Origin of the sequence: Bradyrhizobium sp. CSA207, from assembly GCF_029051685.1 — a bacterium.
GTDB lineage: Bacteria > Pseudomonadota > Alphaproteobacteria > Rhizobiales > Xanthobacteraceae > Bradyrhizobium.
On record NZ_JAACFT010000003.1, the window covers coordinates 1 to 16,784 of the forward strand.

14 protein-coding genes are annotated in these 16,784 nt (G+C 63.3%); 10 read left to right on the top strand and 4 right to left on the bottom strand.

Going from position 1 to position 16,784, the window contains the following annotated elements:
• Positions 1-541: 541 nt before the first annotated feature.
• Positions 542-1,372: a uroporphyrinogen-III synthase gene (locus tag GWG65_RS03375; protein ID WP_275193938.1), complete on the bottom strand. Its 831-nt coding sequence runs from the start codon at positions 1,370-1,372 to the stop codon at positions 542-544.
• A gap of 172 nt (positions 1,373-1,544) precedes the next feature.
• Between GWG65_RS03375 and purU the strand changes: the two genes are divergently transcribed.
• The gene (gene purU, locus GWG65_RS03380; protein ID WP_275193939.1) at positions 1,545-2,408 is read left to right on the top strand and encodes a formyltetrahydrofolate deformylase; all 864 of its coding nucleotides are present in this window, start codon (positions 1,545-1,547) and stop codon (positions 2,406-2,408) included.
• 75 nt (positions 2,409-2,483) lie between these two features.
• Here purU and GWG65_RS03385 read toward each other — a convergent pair whose 3' ends face one another.
• The gene (locus GWG65_RS03385; RefSeq protein ID WP_275193941.1) at positions 2,484-2,768 is read right to left on the bottom strand and encodes a hypothetical protein; all 285 of its coding nucleotides are present in this window, start codon (positions 2,766-2,768) and stop codon (positions 2,484-2,486) included.
• Between the two features lie 536 nt (positions 2,769-3,304).
• Between GWG65_RS03385 and GWG65_RS03390 the strand changes: the two genes are divergently transcribed.
• The 6 genes from GWG65_RS03390 to GWG65_RS03415 all read left to right on the top strand — a co-directional run bounded on the left by GWG65_RS03390 (position 3,305) and on the right by GWG65_RS03415 (position 9,238).
• Positions 3,305-4,507, top strand: a complete 1,203-nt coding sequence (locus GWG65_RS03390; RefSeq protein WP_275193942.1) for an ABC transporter substrate-binding protein — start codon at positions 3,305-3,307, stop codon at positions 4,505-4,507.
• A gap of 223 nt (positions 4,508-4,730) precedes the next feature.
• Complete coding sequence (locus GWG65_RS03395) at positions 4,731-5,600, top strand: branched-chain amino acid ABC transporter permease (RefSeq protein ID WP_275193943.1); 870 nt, start codon at positions 4,731-4,733, stop codon at positions 5,598-5,600.
• A gap of 8 nt (positions 5,601-5,608) precedes the next feature.
• Positions 5,609-6,637, top strand: coding sequence for a branched-chain amino acid ABC transporter permease (locus GWG65_RS03400; protein WP_275193945.1), 1,029 nt, complete (start codon positions 5,609-5,611; stop codon positions 6,635-6,637).
• Positions 6,634-7,389, top strand: coding sequence for an ABC transporter ATP-binding protein (locus GWG65_RS03405; protein ID WP_275193946.1), 756 nt, complete (start codon positions 6,634-6,636; stop codon positions 7,387-7,389). The genes GWG65_RS03400 and GWG65_RS03405 overlap by 4 nt, the downstream gene beginning before the upstream one ends.
• Positions 7,382-8,098, top strand: coding sequence for an ABC transporter ATP-binding protein (locus tag GWG65_RS03410; RefSeq protein WP_275193947.1), 717 nt, complete (start codon positions 7,382-7,384; stop codon positions 8,096-8,098). The genes GWG65_RS03405 and GWG65_RS03410 overlap by 8 nt, the downstream gene beginning before the upstream one ends.
• Before the next feature lie 21 nt (positions 8,099-8,119).
• Positions 8,120-9,238 (top strand): cobalamin-independent methionine synthase II family protein, encoded by a 1,119-nt coding sequence (locus GWG65_RS03415; protein WP_275193948.1) that lies wholly within the window; start codon positions 8,120-8,122, stop codon positions 9,236-9,238.
• Positions 9,239-9,386: 148 nt separating this feature from the next.
• On the opposite strand, the gene GWG65_RS03420 is transcribed toward GWG65_RS03415, so the two are convergent.
• A complete protein-coding gene (locus tag GWG65_RS03420) occupies positions 9,387-11,093 on the bottom strand; it encodes a caspase family protein (RefSeq protein WP_275193949.1) in 1,707 nt (568 codons plus the stop codon).
• Positions 11,094-11,191: 98 nt separating this feature from the next.
• Positions 11,192-12,280, bottom strand: coding sequence for an aspartyl protease family protein (locus GWG65_RS03425; protein ID WP_275193950.1), 1,089 nt, complete (start codon positions 12,278-12,280; stop codon positions 11,192-11,194).
• A gap of 195 nt (positions 12,281-12,475) precedes the next feature.
• Here GWG65_RS03425 and GWG65_RS03430 point away from each other — a divergent pair, with 195 nt between their 5' ends.
• From GWG65_RS03430 to ahcY, 3 genes are all read left to right on the top strand, one after another.
• Positions 12,476-13,831, top strand: coding sequence for a hypothetical protein (locus GWG65_RS03430; RefSeq protein ID WP_275193951.1), 1,356 nt, complete (start codon positions 12,476-12,478; stop codon positions 13,829-13,831).
• Between the two features lie 61 nt (positions 13,832-13,892).
• Entirely contained in the window at positions 13,893-15,089 is a 1,197-nt protein-coding gene (gene metK / locus GWG65_RS03435; RefSeq protein WP_275193953.1) for a methionine adenosyltransferase, read from the top strand.
• A gap of 120 nt (positions 15,090-15,209) precedes the next feature.
• Positions 15,210-16,631, top strand: coding sequence for an adenosylhomocysteinase (gene ahcY, locus GWG65_RS03440; protein WP_275193954.1), 1,422 nt, complete (start codon positions 15,210-15,212; stop codon positions 16,629-16,631).
• Positions 16,632-16,784: the final 153 nt, after the last annotated feature.

Consider the following 16,784-nt stretch of genomic DNA (forward strand, 5'->3'; position numbering starts at 1 on the left):
AGAAGGTCGGCTTGGACGTGCCGCCGCCGCTGGTGGCGCTGATCAGTGCGCTGACGTCAAAGCTGTAGTCGATGATGTTGAAGGCGCCCTCATGGTGAAGAGCGGTGGAATTGCCAATAACGCCGTCAATCGTCAAATAATAGGCGAGGGCCATCGAACGCACTCCTGGCTTGAATCTTGTTGTCGCTCAAGCACATCGGCTTGAGTGTAAAATTCTGACTTCAGGTGAACCGGCGTCATTACCGGCATATGGAATGGCGAGGACGCAATGGTCTTAAAATGCGGATTTGAACAGCTTACGACAAATGATTCCATTGAAGGCTGAAGGATGCAACATCGCATTCAATCTCCCGTTCGCACCGGATCATGCGGAATTGGTCGAAAGGTGTCTGTGAAGTGCTTCACCGAAATGAATTATCGTGTGAAGCAACGGACCAAAAGGAGAAAGCGTTTGCAGTCCCATCTCTCCAGAGCGCAACCCCTCATCCGGTCTCGCGCAAAAAACGCGAACGTATCGCCAGCGCAACCCTGAGAATGAGCCTTACCTCGGGCGCTTCTCCGCGAGCGCCGTTGCCATCGCCGAGATCAGCGGCCGCATGAAATAGGCGTCTTCCGCCGGCGTGATGTCCGGGCGCAAGCCGTGCGCTTCGAGCTCGCCCGAGACCGCCGGCCCTACCGACGCGATCAGCGTCCGCTCCAGGCCGGCGCGCAAGCGCGCCTCGCTGCCATGCGCCTTCGCGGCTTCGATCAGGCGGCGGACCTGGCCGAGATTGGTCAGCGCGATGGAATCGATCCGTCCCTCCGCCATGTCGTCGATGGCGGCGACGATGCTGGCATCGGCGGCCTTGGGATCGTAGACGTAAGGCAGCACGGTATCGACCTCGGCACCTTGCGCGGCAAGCGCGCTGGTCAGCGCGCTATGGTCCTTGTCTGGATAAAGTTGCAAGCCGAGACGCCGTCCGCCGAGATCGAGCTTTGCGAGCATCTCGATCACGCCCTCAGTGGTCGGCTTCTCCGTCATCTGCTGCTGCTCGAGCCCGATCTCGCGCAGCGCCTTTCCAGGCTTCGGCCCGCGGGTGAATTTTCGCGATTTTGCCAGGGCGGCGACAAAAGCCTGGTCGAGCCCGCGCTCGCGCGCGAGCTTCATGATCCGCCGCAGGCCTTCGCCGGTCATCAGCACGAGGTCGTCCAAGGGCCTGTCGATGGCGCGGCGGATCCAGGCCTCGACCGGGGCGGGATCGGGCGCGTCTTGAATGGTGAACATCGGGCATTGCACGACCTCGGCGCCCTGTTCGGCGAGCAGCTTTGAAAACTGCGCCTCCTCGCGCGTTTCCAGGATCAGGATGCGGTAGCCGTTCAGGCGGTCGGCCATGGGGATGCTCCGGTCAGAATTCGCAATCGTCTGTTCATCCTGACTCCGCGCTTTACGTTGAAGCAAGTCTTGACCTTGAAGTCTTGGGATTGGCGCAAGGGCGAGGTCGGTGATAGAGCAGGGCGCAAATCGCGGGGTTCCGCGCCGTTTGCACAAACCTTCATCAAGGCCCATGCCCGATCATCAATATGTCCTGACCCTGTCCTGTCCGGATCGCCCCGGCATCGTCTCCGCGGTGTCGACGTTTCTGGCCCACAATGGACAGAACATTCTCGATGCCCAGCAGTTCGACGATGTCGAGACCAAGAAGTTCTTCATGCGCGTGGTGTTCACGGCGGCCGATCTCGCCGTGGAGCTGTCGGCACTGCAGACCGGCTTTGCTGCGATCGCGGAACGTTTCGCCATGGAATGGCAGATGCGCGACCGTGCCGCGCACCGCAAGGTGATGCTGCTGGTATCGAAGTCCGACCACTGCCTGGTCGACATCCTCTATCGCTGGCGCACCGGTGAGCTGTCGATGATCCCGACCGCGATCGTCTCCAATCATCCGCGCGAAGCCTATGCCGGGCTCGATTTCGGCGGGATCCCGTTCCACCATCTGCCGGTGAGCAAGGAGACCAAGCGCGAGCAGGAGACGCAGATCCTGGACCTCGTTGCCAGGACCGGTACCGACCTCGTGGTGCTCGCCCGCTACATGCAGATCCTGTCGGATGATCTTTCGGCAAAGCTGTCCGGCCGCTGCATCAACATCCACCACTCGTTCCTGCCGGGGTTCAAGGGTGCAAAACCCTATCACCAGGCCCATGAGCGCGGCGTCAAGCTGATCGGGGCCACCGCCCATTACGTCACGCGCGACCTCGACGAGGGCCCGATCATCGACCAGGACGTCGAGCGCATCAGCCACCGCGACACGCCCGAAGATCTCGTCCGCAAGGGCCGCGACATCGAGCGGCGCGTGCTCGCCCGCGCGATCCGCTATCATCTGGATGACCGCGTCATCCCCAACGGCCGCAAGACTGTGGTGTTTATGGATTAGCGAATGGTGAGTGGCGAGTAGCGAATAGAAAAAAGTCAGCCTCCTTATTCGCTACTCCCTATTCGCCATTCGCCCCTAACGCACCGCGTTGCCGGGCGCCGAGCCCGTCGCGCCCTTCTGCGCCTGCTCTTCCTTCTCGCGATCGGCGGCCGGCAGCAGCCGCTTGCGCTCGCGCTCTTTCATGTAGGCGTCGTATTGCGGCGTGCCGGCCCGCGGTGGAGCGTCCGCCGGCAGGCCACCGGCCCATTGCGGGACGTAGTCGCCCATGCCGGCCGAGAGCTTTTCGTTGACGGTGCCGCAGCCGGACAGCCCCGCGGCAAGCGCGAGGAGGAACACGAGGGAACGGACGGGCTTCGACATTTGTGGGGCACGCGGGTTCGGTCTGGTTGGACGACAAAGGTCAGGCGGGTGCCGGGACAGTAGCCTTCAACAAGGTAAAATAGACTTATTCGAGGTAGGTACTTAGCTACCAAGTTGCGGCCGATCGGGCTTTTGCGATGTCCAAATTCTGCAAAAGAAAGACGGAATCCTCCATCCACGCCGTTCGCCCAGTTTCTAGACTACGGCACGAGGGCTTGGCGGCAAATGGGACTTGGCTTGATCGGCGAGAGGCTTTTTCGTTGACAGGTCCATTTTATTTGTACAATCGTACAAATAAAAGCGGTCGAGGTTGGGGTGCCTGGGTCACCCTGACGTAACCGCGGTATAGCCCCTTGCCGACGGAAAAGTGGGACGCTCGGCTTGCGCCGAACGGTCGCCAAACGTCCGATTGACAAGGGCTGCGCGAAAGACGCCATTTGACGCGCGATAGGGCTCGTGCGTGAGCTATGGTGAGACAAGGACCGGGCACTCGGTCCGGCGCACAAGAGGTCAGGAATTAAGGGGAGGGACATCTGATGTTCGGACGCAAACAGCTTTCTTGTAGGGTCTCCTGGAAGGCCAGTTGGGCCGCCGCAGTGGCGGCCGTTGCCGGCGTCATGGCCGCCGCGCCCGTCAAGGCCGAGGACGTCGTGAAGGTCGGCCTGATCCTGCCGATGACCGGCGGCCAAGCTTCGACCGGCAAGCAGATCGAGAATGCGATCAAGCTCTACATGCAGCAGAAGGGCGACACCGTCGCCGGCAAGAAGATCGAGATCGTTCTCAAGGACGATGCCGCGATTCCGGACAAGACCAAGACCGCCGCGCAAGAGCTGATCGTCAACGACAAGGTCAATTTCATTGCCGGCTTCGGTGTGACGCCCGCCGCGCTGGCGGCCGCGCCGCTGGCGACGCAAGCCAAGATCCCGGAAGTCGTGATGGCGGCCGGCACCTCCATCATCACCGAGCGCTCGCCCTACATCGTACGCACGAGCTTCACGCTGGCGCAGTCCTCCACCATCATCGGCGACTGGGCCGTCAAGAACGGCATCAAGAAGGTGGCGACGCTCACCTCCGACTACGCGCCCGGCAATGACGCGCTGAACTTCTTCAAGCAGAATTTCACTGCGGGCGGCGGCGAGGTGGTCGAAGAGGTCAAGGTGCCGCTGCAAAACCCTGATTTCGCGCCCTTCCTTCAGCGCATGAAGGACGCCAAGCCCGACGCGATCTTCGTGTTCGTGCCGGCCGGCCAGGGCGGCAACTTCATGAAGCAGTATGCCGAGCGCGGCCTCGACAAGGCCGGCATCAAGGTGATCGGACCGGGCGACGTCACCGACGACGATCTCCTCAACAACATGGGCGACGCCGTGCTCGGCACGGTCACCGCGCACCTCTATTCCGCGGCGCATCCCTCGCAGATGAACAAGGACTTCGTTGCGGCCTACAAGAAGGCTTTCGGCAATCGTCCGGGCTTCATGGCGGTGAGCGGCTATGACGGCATTCACCTAATCTATGAAGCGCTGAAGAAGACCAATGGCGACACCGACGGCACCAAGCTGGTCGAGGCCATGAAGGGACAGAAATGGGAAAGCCCGCGCGGCCCGATCTCGATCGACCCCGAGACCCGCGACATCGTGCAGAACATCTACATCCGCAAGGTCGAGAAGGTCGACGGCGAGCTCTACAATGTCGAGTTCGCCACTTTCGAGGCCGTCAAGGATCTCGGCAAGACCAAGAAGTGACGCGCGAAAGTGCGCCACTCGGGGGCTCTCTGCACACCTCTCCCGCTTGCGGGAGAGGTCGGCGCGATCCGGGCGATGCGAAGCATCGTCCCGCGCCGGGTGAGGGCTCTCTCCACATTGGGAGTCTCTCCGTGGAGACACCCTCACCCCAACCCTCCCCCGCACGCGGGAGAGGGAGCGCAGCACGGCCTTTGGCCACACTTGAGATGATTTTCGATCTTCGATGACCTCTATCCTCACCAACCTGTTCGATGGCGTTGCCTACGGCATGCTGCTGTTCGTGCTGGCCTGCGGGCTCGCGGTCACGCTGGGACTGATGAACTTCGTCAACCTTGCGCATGGCGCCTTCGCCATGGCCGGCGGCTATGTCTGCATGGTGCTGGTCAACCGGATGGGCTGGCCGTTCTTCGCGGCATTGCCGCTCGCTTTCGTCTCCGCCGCTGCAATCGGCATCGCGCTTGAGCGGACGCTGTACCGCCACCTCTATGCGCGCAGCCATCTCGACCAGGTGCTGTTCACGATCGGTCTGACCTTCATGTCGGTCGCCGCCGTCGACTACATTCAGGGCTCGTCGCGGGTCTTCATCAATTTGCCGACCGGGCTCCAGGGGCAGTTCGACCTGTTCGGGGTCGGCATCGGCCGCTACCGGCTGATGATCATCGTAATCTGCGGACTGCTCACCATCGCGCTTCAGATGGTGCTCGCCAAGACCCGTTTCGGCAGCCGCCTGCGCGCCGCCGTTGACGATCCCCGCGCCGCAAGCGGCCTCGGCATCAATGTGCCGCAGGTGTTCGCCTTCACGTTTGCATTTGGATGTGGCCTTGCCGGCCTCGGCGGCGCGCTGAGCGCGGAGATCCTCGGCCTCGATCCGTACTTCCCGCTGAAGTTCATGATCTACTTTTTGATCGTGGTCACCGTCGGCGGCTCATCCTCGATCACCGGGCCGTTCCTGGCCTCGCTCCTGCTTGGCATCGGCGACGTCGCCGGCAAGTACTACGTGCCGAAGATGGGTCCCTTCGTGATCTACACCATGATGATCGTGATCCTAATCTGGCGCCCGAACGGCCTGTTCGGCCGCACGGCCGCGCGTTGAGTTCGCCGATGAGCGCTTCTTCCGACGTCGGTCATCACGCCCAGCGCCAGGCACGCTGGCACTATGGCGAAGCCGCTTTCTGGCTGATCGTGCTGGCCTGCGGCTTCCTGTTTCCCAACCGCTATCTGATCATGACCGACATCCTGCGGCTGGCGCTGTTTGCGATGTCGCTCGATCTCATCCTCGGCTATGCCGGCATCGTCTCGCTCGGCCATGCCGCCTTCTTCGGCGTCGGCGCCTATGCTGCGGGGCTTCTTGCACTTCACGGCATCGTCAACGAGCCCGTGCTCGCGCTTGTTGTCGCCGGCCTGGCCGCGATGGTGCTCGGCTTCGCCACGAGCTTCCTGGTGATCCGCGGCGTCGACCTCACCCGGCTGATGGTGACCCTGGGCATCGCGCTGCTGCTCGAAGCGCTCGCCGAGCGCTTCTCCAAGATCACCGGCGGCACCGACGGTCTTCAGGGCATCGAGATCCAGCCGATCTTCGGCGAGATCCCGTTCGACATGTTCGGCAAGACCGGCTTCTTCTATTCGCTGGCCGTGCTGTTCCTGCTGTTCCTGCTCGCCCGCCGCGTCGTGCATTCGCCGTTCGGGCTGTCGCTGCGGGCGATCAAGAACAATCCGTTGCGTGCGGCGGCGATCGGCATCCCCGTCAACCGCCGCCTGATCGCGATCTATACGCTGGCGGCGTTCTACGCAGGTATTGCCGGCGCGCTGTTCACCCAGACCACGGCGATCGCCTCGCTCGACGTGTTCGCCTTCGAGCGCTCCGCCGACCTGATGCTGGTGCTCGTCATCGGTGGCACCGGCTATCTCTATGGGGGGCTGATCGGCGCGGTGCTGTTCCGCATGCTCCAGGAATTGTTCTCCACCATCACCCCGCAATACTGGCAGTTCTGGATCGGTCTCGTGCTGGTCGTGATCGTGCTGGTCGGCCGCCAGCGCCTGCATCGCTGGGCGCTGTATGTGCCGAACCTCGTGATCAAGCAAATTGCCGGACGCAAGGCCGTCGTCGCCGTGCCGGAGAGCGACGCATGACCATCGCGCTCGAAACCCAGAATCTCGAAAAGCAGTTCGGCGGCCTGCGCGTCACCCGAGACCTGTCCCTGAAGATCGAGCAGGGTGCCCGCCACGCCCTGATCGGCCCGAACGGCGCCGGCAAGACCACGGTGATCAATCAGCTCACCGGCGTGCTCAAGCCGAATTCGGGACGCATCCTGCTCGAAGGCCAGGACATCACCGACCTTGCCGTACACAAGCGCGTGCTGCGCGGCCTGTCGCGCACCTTCCAGATCAACCAGCTCTATCCCGACCTGACCCCGCTGGAGACCATCGGCCTTGCGGTTTCCGAACGCCTCGGCCATGGCGGCGACTGGTGGCGGCGGATGGGGACACGCAGTGACGTCAACGGCGAGATCGCCGATTTGCTCGCGCGTTTCCATCTGCTCGACGTCATGAACGAGCAGACCGTGACGCTGCCGTACGGCAAGCAGCGCCTGCTCGAGATCGCGGTCGCGATCGCGGCCAAGCCGCGCGTGCTGCTGCTCGACGAGCCCGCCGCCGGCGTGCCCGAGAGCGAGCGCCACGACATTCTCGCGGTCGTAGGCAGCCTGCCGCGCGACGTCACCGTGCTCCTGATCGAGCATGACATGGACCTCGTGTTCTCCTTTGCCGACCGCATCTCGGTGCTGGTTTCGGGCGCGCTGCTCACGGAGGGCCCGCCGGACCAGGTCGCGCGGGACCCGCAGGTCAAGGCTGTTTATCTCGGCGAGGAGGCGGTCAATGTCTGACCTGCTGGCCATCGAATCCCTGCGCGCCGGCTATGGCGAGGCGGTGGTGCTGCCGAATATGAGCCTGCGTCTTGCCGAGGGACAGGTGCTGGCGCTGCTCGGGCGCAACGGCACCGGCAAGACCACGCTGATCAACTCCATCGTCGGCGTCACCCGCCGCTTCTCGGGCACCGTCGCGCTCGCCGGCGCCGACGTCACGACCTTGCGCCCCGACCAGCGGGCGCGCGCCGGGATCGGCTGGGTGCCGCAGGAGCGCAACATCTTCCGTTCCCTCACGGTGGAAGAGAACATGACCGCCGTGGCGCAAGTTGGCCCCTGGACGGTCGACAGGGTTTACGAGATGTTCCCGCGGCTGAAGGAGCGGCGGAGCAATTTTGGCAACCAGCTCTCCGGCGGCGAGCAGCAGATGCTGGCGATCGGCCGCGCGCTGACCCTCAACCCGAAGGTCCTGCTGCTGGACGAGCCGACCGAGGGCCTTGCCCCCATCATCGTCGAGGAACTGCTGAAGGCGATCGGGACCATCACCCGGGCCGGCGGCATCTGCTCGATTATCGTCGAGCAGAATGCGCAAAAGATTCTGGGGCTGGCCGACCGCGTTGTGATATTGGAGCGCGGAACGATCGTCCACGACGCCCCGAGCGCCGCGCTGAAGGCCGACCCCTCGGTCCTGGAGCGCCACCTCGGCGTCGCCGGAGCGGTCGCCCACTAGAGCATCCCGGGAGTTAGAAGAATGCAGCGAACCAGAGCCCCCTTCCGCGCCGACGAGGTCGGCAGCCTCCTGCGTCCCGCCAAGATCAAGGAAGCCCGCAGCCGTCTCGAGAAGGGCGAGATCTCGGCCGACGATCTGCGCAAGATCGAGGACATGGAGATCGAGAAGGTCGTGCACAAGCAGGCCTCGATCGGCCTGAAGCTTGCGACCGACGGCGAATTCCGCCGTTCCTGGTGGCATTTCGACTTCCTGGCTAAGCTGACCGGCTGCGAGCTGTTTCACCCCGAGACCGGCATCCAGTTCGCGGGTGTGGAGACGCGTCACGACGCAGTCCGCGTGATCGGTAAGCTCGATTTCCCCGATGATCATCCGATGCTGGATCACTTCCGCTTCCTGAAGAAGTGTGCCGACCAGGCCCACGTCACCGCCAAGATGACGATCCCCTCGCCGGCGGTGCTGCACTTCCGTGGCGGCCGCAAGGCGATCTCCAAGGACGTCTATCCGGATCTCAACGCCTTCTACGAGGACCTCGGCAAGACCTATCGGAAAGCCGTCAAGGCCTTCTATGATGCCGGCTGCCGCTATCTCCAGTTCGATGACACCGTCTGGGCCTATCTCTGCTCGCAGGATGAGTTGCAGAAGGCGCGCGAGCGCGGCGACAATCCGGAGGGCCTCCAGCAGATCTATGCGCGCATCATCAACTACGCGCTGGCCGAGAAGCCTGCCGACATGGTGGTGACGACGCATGTCTGCCGCGGCAACTTCCGTTCGACTTGGATTTCCTCGGGCGGCTACGAGCCGGTCGCCGAGACCATGCTCGCCGGCACCAATTACGATGGCTACTTCCTTGAATACGATTCCGACCGCGCCGGCGGCTTCGAGCCGCTGCGCTTCCTGCCCAAGGGCAACAAGGTCGTCGTGGTCGGCGTCATCACGTCGAAGTTCGGCGAACTCGAGAGCAAGGACGCCATCAAGCGCCGCCTGGAAGAAGCCGCCAAATTCGTCCCGCTGGAGCAGCTCGCGCTCTCCCCGCAATGCGGCTTCGCCTCGACCGAGGAAGGCAACATCCTCTCCGAGGAAGAGCAGTGGGCCAAGCTCAGCCTCGCGGTGGAGATCGCGAAGGAAGTATGGGGCGGGTAAGCCCTCGCTCGCTGTCATTCCCCGCGAAGGCGGGGAATCCAGTACGCCGCCGCTTCTCCGTACCTCTCGCTGTCTCTGGAATACTGGATCGCCCGGTCGAGCCGGGCGATGACAGCTGAGTGTGTGGCGAGCCTTGAGGCCCGCCCCCTCAGTTCTCCGCCAGATAAACCTCGCCCAGCAGCGACGAGTTCGACCACGGCACCTGCTTGCTCTTGGTCGATGAGACCACGTCCGTCCGCACCCGCGTCAGCATCTGCTGCACTTCCAGCCCCGGCGTGCCGAGGTGGCGGGAGAGGGCGGCCGAGAACGGTGAGTTGGCGCCTTCGCCGTCGAGCGCGACCTGGCCCGGCGCGGTCGCGAATGCGATCAGCGTGCCGGCGCCCAGCGTTGCACCGGCGCCGAGGCTAGTCGGCGCGGCGAGGCCCGATGCGCCCTCGATGCCGCGATTGGCGCCCGTGGATGCGACCTGATGCGCCATCGGATTGTTGCGGCAGGCATCGAAGATCAGGATGTTGGTGCGGACCTGGTCGTCGAGGCCGGCCATGATCGTGTCCATGTCTATCATCGCATCAGTCATGCTCGCGCCCGGCTTGAGCTCGACGTCGACGGGAATGAGATAGTTGCGGCCGTCGACCTGCACGCCATGGCCGGCGTAGTAGATGACTGCGACCTGCGCTCGCGCCGCCTCCCGCAAAAAGTCGCGCGTCATCTTCTGCATGGCTGTGCGGTCGAGGTCGACGCCTTCCGACACAGTGAAGCCGATGTCGCGCAGGCTCTTGGCAACGGCGCGCGCATCGTTGGGCGGATTGGGCAGCGCCTTGACATGTGCATAGGCGCCGTTGCCGATGACCAGCGCCATCCGCGTGCCGCGAGCGGCCGGGGCGGGCGAGGGGGCTGACGCTGCGCCGGTCCGCTGCTGCGACGGGGCCACGGTCGGGGTCGGCGCATCGCGCGGGATTGGCGCGACTGCATCCGTCACCAGCGACAGCCGCACTTTTGCGGTCGCCTGATTGGCCTTGCTGCCGGCATCGGAGGCCACGATCGCCAGCGTCGCCTTGTAGTCATCCCTCGCGCGGGCGTAGTCGCCCTTGGCCTCATAGGCTAGCGCGCGATGGGTGTAGCCCGCGATCAGCACGCTGTTCGGCGGCGTCATGATGTTGGCGGGCGGCTTCTCCTTGGCAAGCCGGATCGCCTCGGAGCCATCGGCAATGGCGCGATCGAGATCGCCCCTCGCACGCCAGATCGCAGTGCGGTTGATCAGCGGCTGCGGCAGCGTCGGATCGAGCCGGATCGCCTGGTTGATGTCGGCGAGGGCGCCGTCGAGATCGCCGAGCGCTGCCTTCGCGATGCCGCGGTTCTGGAACGAGAATGCCGATTTCGGCTCCAGCTTGATCGTGGCGTCGTAATCGGCGATCGCCTTGGCGTAATCGCCCTTGCCGCGCCAGGCATTGCCGCGGTTGTGGAAGATGGTGCTATCAGGCGGACCGAGCTTTAGCGCATCGTCGAAATCCGCGATCGCGATGTCGTGCTCGCCCCTGTCGTAGTAGGCCGAGCCGCGCAGATTGTAGGCCGCCTGGCTCGGCTGGAGCCGGATCGCCTCGGTGGCGTCAGCGACGGCTTTTGCGTAATCGCCTTTCTTGTTCCAGCCGACTGCCCGCCAGAAATAGACAGTCGCGAGCTGCTCGCCCTTGAAGACCTTCAGCGCGATGATCTTGGTGCAGGCATCGATCATCTGGTCGGTCGGCGTGGTGTCGGTGGTGCAGAGTGGCCCGAGCTGACTGCGCGCCTGCGCGAATGCGGGCGCAGACCACAGGGTTGCCAAGAGAAGGGAGAGCGCGACGAGCAGGCGGCGCATGGGGCCTCGGATGCTGACGATACAACAGAAGGAGGACGTGACCCTTTTGTCGGTCCCAGGGGATCGTCGGTTCAGATCCTGCGGTTGTTGGGGCAGGCTTACTTCTTCGGTTGGCGGGTGCGGACCTCGATGAAGCCCCCGGCCATTTGAACTTCGAACCGTGACAGGAAGCTCATGCCGAGCAGGCCATCGACGCCGGCGCCGTAACTCTTGTCATCCGTGGTCTGGATCGCCACGGGCACGTTGATTGCTTCCAGCTTGCCGAGAGCAACTTTGTCGGCCCTGGATAGCTTCGCCTTGCTCTGGCCGTTGGCCGTCATGAGCGTGATCTCACTCGTGCCGGCTTCGGAGATTTTGGCGCGGCTGGCAAGAGCGGCCTTCACGGACACATAGCTCGCGCCGGTATCGAGGATGAACAGTCCGGAGACGCCGTTGATCGCAGCTTTCACCGTGATCACGTTCTTCTGCCCGCGTAGGGGGAAGCTTTCTTTGCGGAATCCTGTCGATTCGACGCAATGGCCCTGGCTTTCGTAGTCAGCGATGATCTTCCGCGTCTGGCTGGTGTCGCGGGTGGCCGGATCGAGCGCAACCCACAGATTTATCGGCGCTGTGGCCTCGCAGAACTGTTTGAGGGCGGCATAGGCGCCTGCCATGCGCAGGAAGACACGGCTCGAGATCGATTTCTTGTCCGCGCCATAGAGCTCGATGGCATCGGAATAATCGGCCAGCGCACGGTGATAGTCTTTCAGGCCTTCAAGCGCGACGCCACGCAAGTAATGCGCGTCGTGATTGGTTGGTGCGCGCCGCATGAACTCGTCGGCGACCTCCACGGCTCTGGGATAGTCCGTGAGCTTGAGATAGATGTCGATCGAGCGGTGCAGCGCGGTGATCGGCGCGCCACAATTCATGACGAACTTGTAGAGCCCGTCAGCGGCCTGTCGCCGGTAGCCGAGCTTGTCCAGCATGAGCGCGAGATCGTTGATGCTTTTCTGGTCGCACGGCTCGCGCTTCAGCTCTTCCAGGCGCAGCCAGACAAATGGGTCGCGCGCGGCTGCGACGGGCAGGACGCCGATCCTCTCATAGACTGATGCGAATAATTCGTCGGGATTCTCGTCCAGATAACCTGCGCGTGCGCCGCCCGATAATGCCGCCAGAAGACAAGCGACGAGCCAAAACAATCTGAACATACCCTGCCCCGAACATCCCCGTTCGCAATGTATACCGGTAAGTGTAGGCACAGCCAAACGCACGATGGGGGTGTCCGCAGAGAGCCTGGTGGGCCTATCGACGAGGGAGTGGAGCAGCTCCTGAGGTATTTCCTTAGTGGGCAGAATTTGCTAAGGGGAGGTCCCCCAACTCTTCTGCCCACCGCAATCCCACTGATGAAAAACGACGAAATCCTCAGCCAAATCACCGAGTTCTGCCGCAAGGCGGACATGGCGGAATCGACGTTTGGCCGGCGTGCGGTGAACGATGGGAAGCTGGTGCAGCGCCTGCGCGAGGGCAAGCGCATCACCATCGACACGCTGGACCGGATCCAGGCCTATATGGCGGCGTCGATGACCGGCGGCCTGCCGCCGCCGCGGGGACTGCAGGTGCCCCCGGAAAAGCGCGATCCGCGCGGCAATTTCCGCTTCTTCGAGAACCGGCAGAAGTACCTGCTGTTCGTCCACACCTGCAGCGAGAAGCGGGTGGTCGCCGATCGCGTGGCGCTCGAGCTTGCCACCATCCATCCGCGGCCACCGGCGCTGCGCATGTTCGACGCGGGTGTCGGTGACGGCACGGTGCTGGCGCGGGTGCTGCGCGCAACGCACCAGCGCTTTCCGCACATGCCGTTCTATGTGGCCGGCAAGGAGCTCAGTCTCGAGGACCTGCGCCTGACGCTGGAGAAGGTGCCGGATCGCATTTTCGAGCATCCGGCGTCGGTGTTCGTCTTCACCAACATGTTCTATTCGGAGGCGCCCTGGCTGACGCCGGCATCGCCTGCGGCAGCTGCTGCCACCGTCTGGCACGAAGTCCCGCTCCGGGGTGCATCATCGGGAGAGTTCGAGCAGCAGATCGTCGAGCTGAGGCCGTTCCTGGAGCAGAACTGGCGCGCCGCGATCAGCCCGCGCACGGCCATGCCGTTGTACGAGCGGCCCGTCGTCCTCGTGCTCTATCGCGAGGACCACAGGTTCCTGCTGGATTCGACCATTCCGCGGCCGGGCCAGACCGAAGCCAATTTCGACCTCATTATCGCATCCCAGCCCTACCGTGCCCTGTCCTCGGTCAATTTTCGGGCAAAGCGGATCATTGCGCCGCTGGCGCGGGCGCTTCGGCCCGGCGGGCGGCTGATCGGAATCCACTCCCACGGCCAGGATCCGGGCATGGAAATGATCCAGGCGATCTGGCCTGGAGAAAATCCTTTCTCGGTGAGCCGCCATGAGCTATTGCGCGCGGTGAAGTACGAGCTTGGATCGTTGGGCCGCGACTTAAATTTTAATGCTTATGCGGACAACCGTTCGATCTTCAGGTATGATATGGAAGCTCTGCCCAACGAGGTGACGGGTACCATCGGAACCTCGACGGCCTTTGCAGCGTGGAATGCGGCGGTGTATGTCGCTCAGATTGAGGACGACCGATTGACAGAAATGACTCAGAACGGCCGCACTCTGGACGCCGCCAGGGACGTGCTGCGGAAGTATAACGGGCTCTGGTTTCTCGACGAATCCTACGTCATCTCGCGCCGGCGCGATTGACATCATCCGAAGGTAAACATCGCAAACGACCGCCGGCTAGCGGCGGGACAGGGGGTTACTGATGCGCGCGTCCTATCTCTTCACCAGCGAGTCCGTGTCCGAAGGGCATCCCGACAAGGTCTGTGACCGGATTTCCGATGAAATCGTCGATCTGTTCTACCGCGAAGGGCCGAAAGCCGGCATCGATCCGTGGGCTATCCGCGCCGCCTGCGAGACGCTCGCGACCACCAACAAGGTGGTGATCGCCGGTGAGACCCGCGGTCCGAAGTCCGTGACCAACGAGCAGATCGAGGGTGTCGTCCGCGGCGCGATCAAGGACATCGGTTACGAGCAGGAAGGCTTCCACTGGAAGACGTGCGACATCGAGATCCTGCTGCATCCGCAGTCGGCCGACATCGCCCAGGGCGTCGATGCGCTGCAGCCGGGTGAGGTCAAGGAAGAAGGCGCGGGCGACCAGGGCATCATGTTCGGCTACGCCACCAACGAGACGCCCGACCTGATGCCGGCGCCGATCTTCTACGCCCACAAGATCCTGCGCCTGATCTCCGAAGCGCGCCACTCCGGCCGCGAGAAGGTGCTGGGCCCCGACTCCAAGAGTCAGGTCACCGTGCAGTACGAGAACGGCAAGCCGGTCGGCGTGCGCGAGATCGTGGTGTCGCACCAGCATCTGGTCGAGGACATCTCGTCCAAGCAGATCCGCGACATCGTCGAGCCCTATGTGCGCGAGGCGCTGCCGAACGACTGGATCACGTCGAAGACCATCTGGCACATCAATCCGACCGGCAAGTTCTTCATCGGCGGTCCCGACGGTGACTCCGGCCTGACCGGCCGCAAGATCATCGTCGACACCTATGGTGGCGCGGCCCCGCATGGCGGCGGCGCGTTCTCCGGCAAGGATCCGACCAAGGTCGATCGTTCGGCAGCGTACGCGGCGCGCTATGTCGCCAAGAACATCGTCGCGGCCGGTCTTGCTGACCGCTGCACGCTGCAGCTTGCCTACGCCATCGGCGTGGCGCGGCCGCTGTCGATCTATATCGACACCCACGGCACCGGCAAGGTGCCGGAGGATCAGCTCGAGAACGCCGCCGCCAAGGCGATGGACCTCACCCCGCGCGGCATCCGCAGCCATCTCGACCTCAACCGCCCGATCTACGCGCGCACCTCGGCCTACGGTCATTTCGGCCGCACGCCCGACAACGAAGGCGGCTTCTCATGGGAAAAGACCGACCTGGTCGAGCAACTCAAGCGCGCGCTCTAGTCACCTATGTCATTCCGGGGCGCCGCGGCAGCGGCGAACCCGGAATCTCGGACTTCTGGATTCGGGGTTCGCTCCTTTGCGGACGCCCGGAATGACCAGCTAAACAAATAGGAACCTCTCATGAACGCGAAGCCCGGCTTCACCGATTACATCGTCAAGGACATTTCGCTCGCCGATTTCGGCCGCAAGGAGCTCTCGCTCGCCGAGACCGAGATGCCGGGCCTGATGGCGACCCGCGAGGAATACGGCCCCAAACAACCTTTGAAGGGCGCGCGTATCGCCGGCTCGCTGCACATGACGATCCAGACCGGAGTGCTGATCGAGACGCTGGCAGCGCTCGGCGCCGACATTCGCTGGGTCTCCTGCAACATCTATTCGACCCAGGACCACGCCGCGGCGGCAATCGCAGCCGCCGGCATTCCGGTGTTCGCCGTCAAGGGTGAGAGCCTTACCGAATACTGGGACTACACCGCCAAGCTGTTCGACTGGCACGGCGGCGGTTACCCGAACATGATCCTGGATGACGGCGGCGACGCCACCATGTACGTCCATCTTGGTCTGCGCGCCGAGAACGGCGACACCAAGTTCCTGGACAAGCCGGGTTCGGAAGAAGAGGAGGTCTTCTTCGCGCTTCTGAAGAAGCAGCTCAAGGAAAAGCCGAAGGGCTACTTCGCCGAGATCGCCAAGAGCATCAAGGGCGTTTCTGAAGAGACCACCACGGGCGTGCATCGTCTCTATGACATGCAGAAGGCCGGCACGCTGCTGTGGCCGGCCATCAACGTCAACGACAGCGTCACCAAGTCGAAGTTCGACAACCTCTATGGCTGCCGTGAATCGCTGGTCGACGGCATCCGCCGCGGCACCGACGTGATGATGTCCGGCAAGGTCGCGATGGTCGCGGGCTTCGGCGACGTCGGCAAGGGCTCGGCCGCCTCGCTGCGTCAGGCCGGCTGCCGCGTCATGGTCTCCGAAATCGATCCGATCTGCGCGCTGCAGGCGGCGATGGAAGGCTACGAAGTCGTGACCATGGAAGACGCCGCCCCGCGCGCCGACATCTTCGTCACCGCCACCGGCAACAAGGACATCATCACCATCGAGCATATGCGTGCGATGAAGGATCGCGCCATCGTCTGCAACATCGGTCACTTCGACAACGAGATCCAGATCGCGGGTCTGCGTAACCTGAAGTGGACCAACATCAAGCCGCAGGTCGACGAGATCGAATTCCCCGACAAGCACCGCATCATCATGCTGTCGGAAGGCCGCCTCGTGAACCTCGGCAATGCGATGGGCCATCCGTCCTTCGTGATGTCGGCGTCCTTCACCAACCAGACGCTGGCGCAGATCGAGCTTTTCGCCAACAACAAGGACGGCAAGTACAAGAAGGAAGTCTATGTGCTGCCGAAGTCGCTGGACGAGAAGGTCGCGCGCCTGCATCTTGCCAAGATCGGCGTCAAGCTGACAGAACTGCGCAAGGACCAGGCCGACTACATCGGCGTCAAGCCGGAAGGTCCGTACAAGAGCGACCACTACCGGTACTGATCGTTCCGGGCTCAGCGCAGTCTGCAGTCATTGTGACGCTTCGGCTCGCAGTGAGATTGACAGAGCTTGGCCACAACCTCCACTGTCATCGCCCGGCTTGACCGGGCGATCCAGTACGCCGCGGCAGACGTGATAAGTAGCGTCGTCTCTGGA

Coding starts and splice junctions, on each gene's coding strand:
- GWG65_RS03410 (WP_275193947.1), top strand. CDS start 7,382: ATGTCTGACCTGCTGGCCATCGAATCCCTGCGCGCCGGCTATGGCGAG.
- purU (WP_275193939.1), top strand. CDS start 1,545: ATGCCCGATCATCAATATGTCCTGACCCTGTCCTGTCCGGATCGCCCC.
- GWG65_RS03430 (WP_275193951.1), top strand. CDS start 12,476: ATGAAAAACGACGAAATCCTCAGCCAAATCACCGAGTTCTGCCGCAAG.
- GWG65_RS03400 (WP_275193945.1), top strand. CDS start 5,609: ATGAGCGCTTCTTCCGACGTCGGTCATCACGCCCAGCGCCAGGCACGC.
- GWG65_RS03415 (WP_275193948.1), top strand. CDS start 8,120: ATGCAGCGAACCAGAGCCCCCTTCCGCGCCGACGAGGTCGGCAGCCTC.
- ahcY (WP_275193954.1), top strand. CDS start 15,210: ATGAACGCGAAGCCCGGCTTCACCGATTACATCGTCAAGGACATTTCG.
- metK (WP_275193953.1), top strand. CDS start 13,893: ATGCGCGCGTCCTATCTCTTCACCAGCGAGTCCGTGTCCGAAGGGCAT.
- GWG65_RS03405 (WP_275193946.1), top strand. CDS start 6,634: ATGACCATCGCGCTCGAAACCCAGAATCTCGAAAAGCAGTTCGGCGGC.
- GWG65_RS03420 (WP_275193949.1), bottom strand. CDS start 11,093: ATGCGCCGCCTGCTCGTCGCGCTCTCCCTTCTCTTGGCAACCCTGTGG.
- GWG65_RS03425 (WP_275193950.1), bottom strand. CDS start 12,280: ATGTTCAGATTGTTTTGGCTCGTCGCTTGTCTTCTGGCGGCATTATCG.
- GWG65_RS03390 (WP_275193942.1), top strand. CDS start 3,305: ATGTTCGGACGCAAACAGCTTTCTTGTAGGGTCTCCTGGAAGGCCAGT.
- GWG65_RS03385 (WP_275193941.1), bottom strand. CDS start 2,768: ATGTCGAAGCCCGTCCGTTCCCTCGTGTTCCTCCTCGCGCTTGCCGCG.
- GWG65_RS03395 (WP_275193943.1), top strand. CDS start 4,731: ATGACCTCTATCCTCACCAACCTGTTCGATGGCGTTGCCTACGGCATG.
- GWG65_RS03375 (WP_275193938.1), bottom strand. CDS start 1,372: ATGGCCGACCGCCTGAACGGCTACCGCATCCTGATCCTGGAAACGCGC.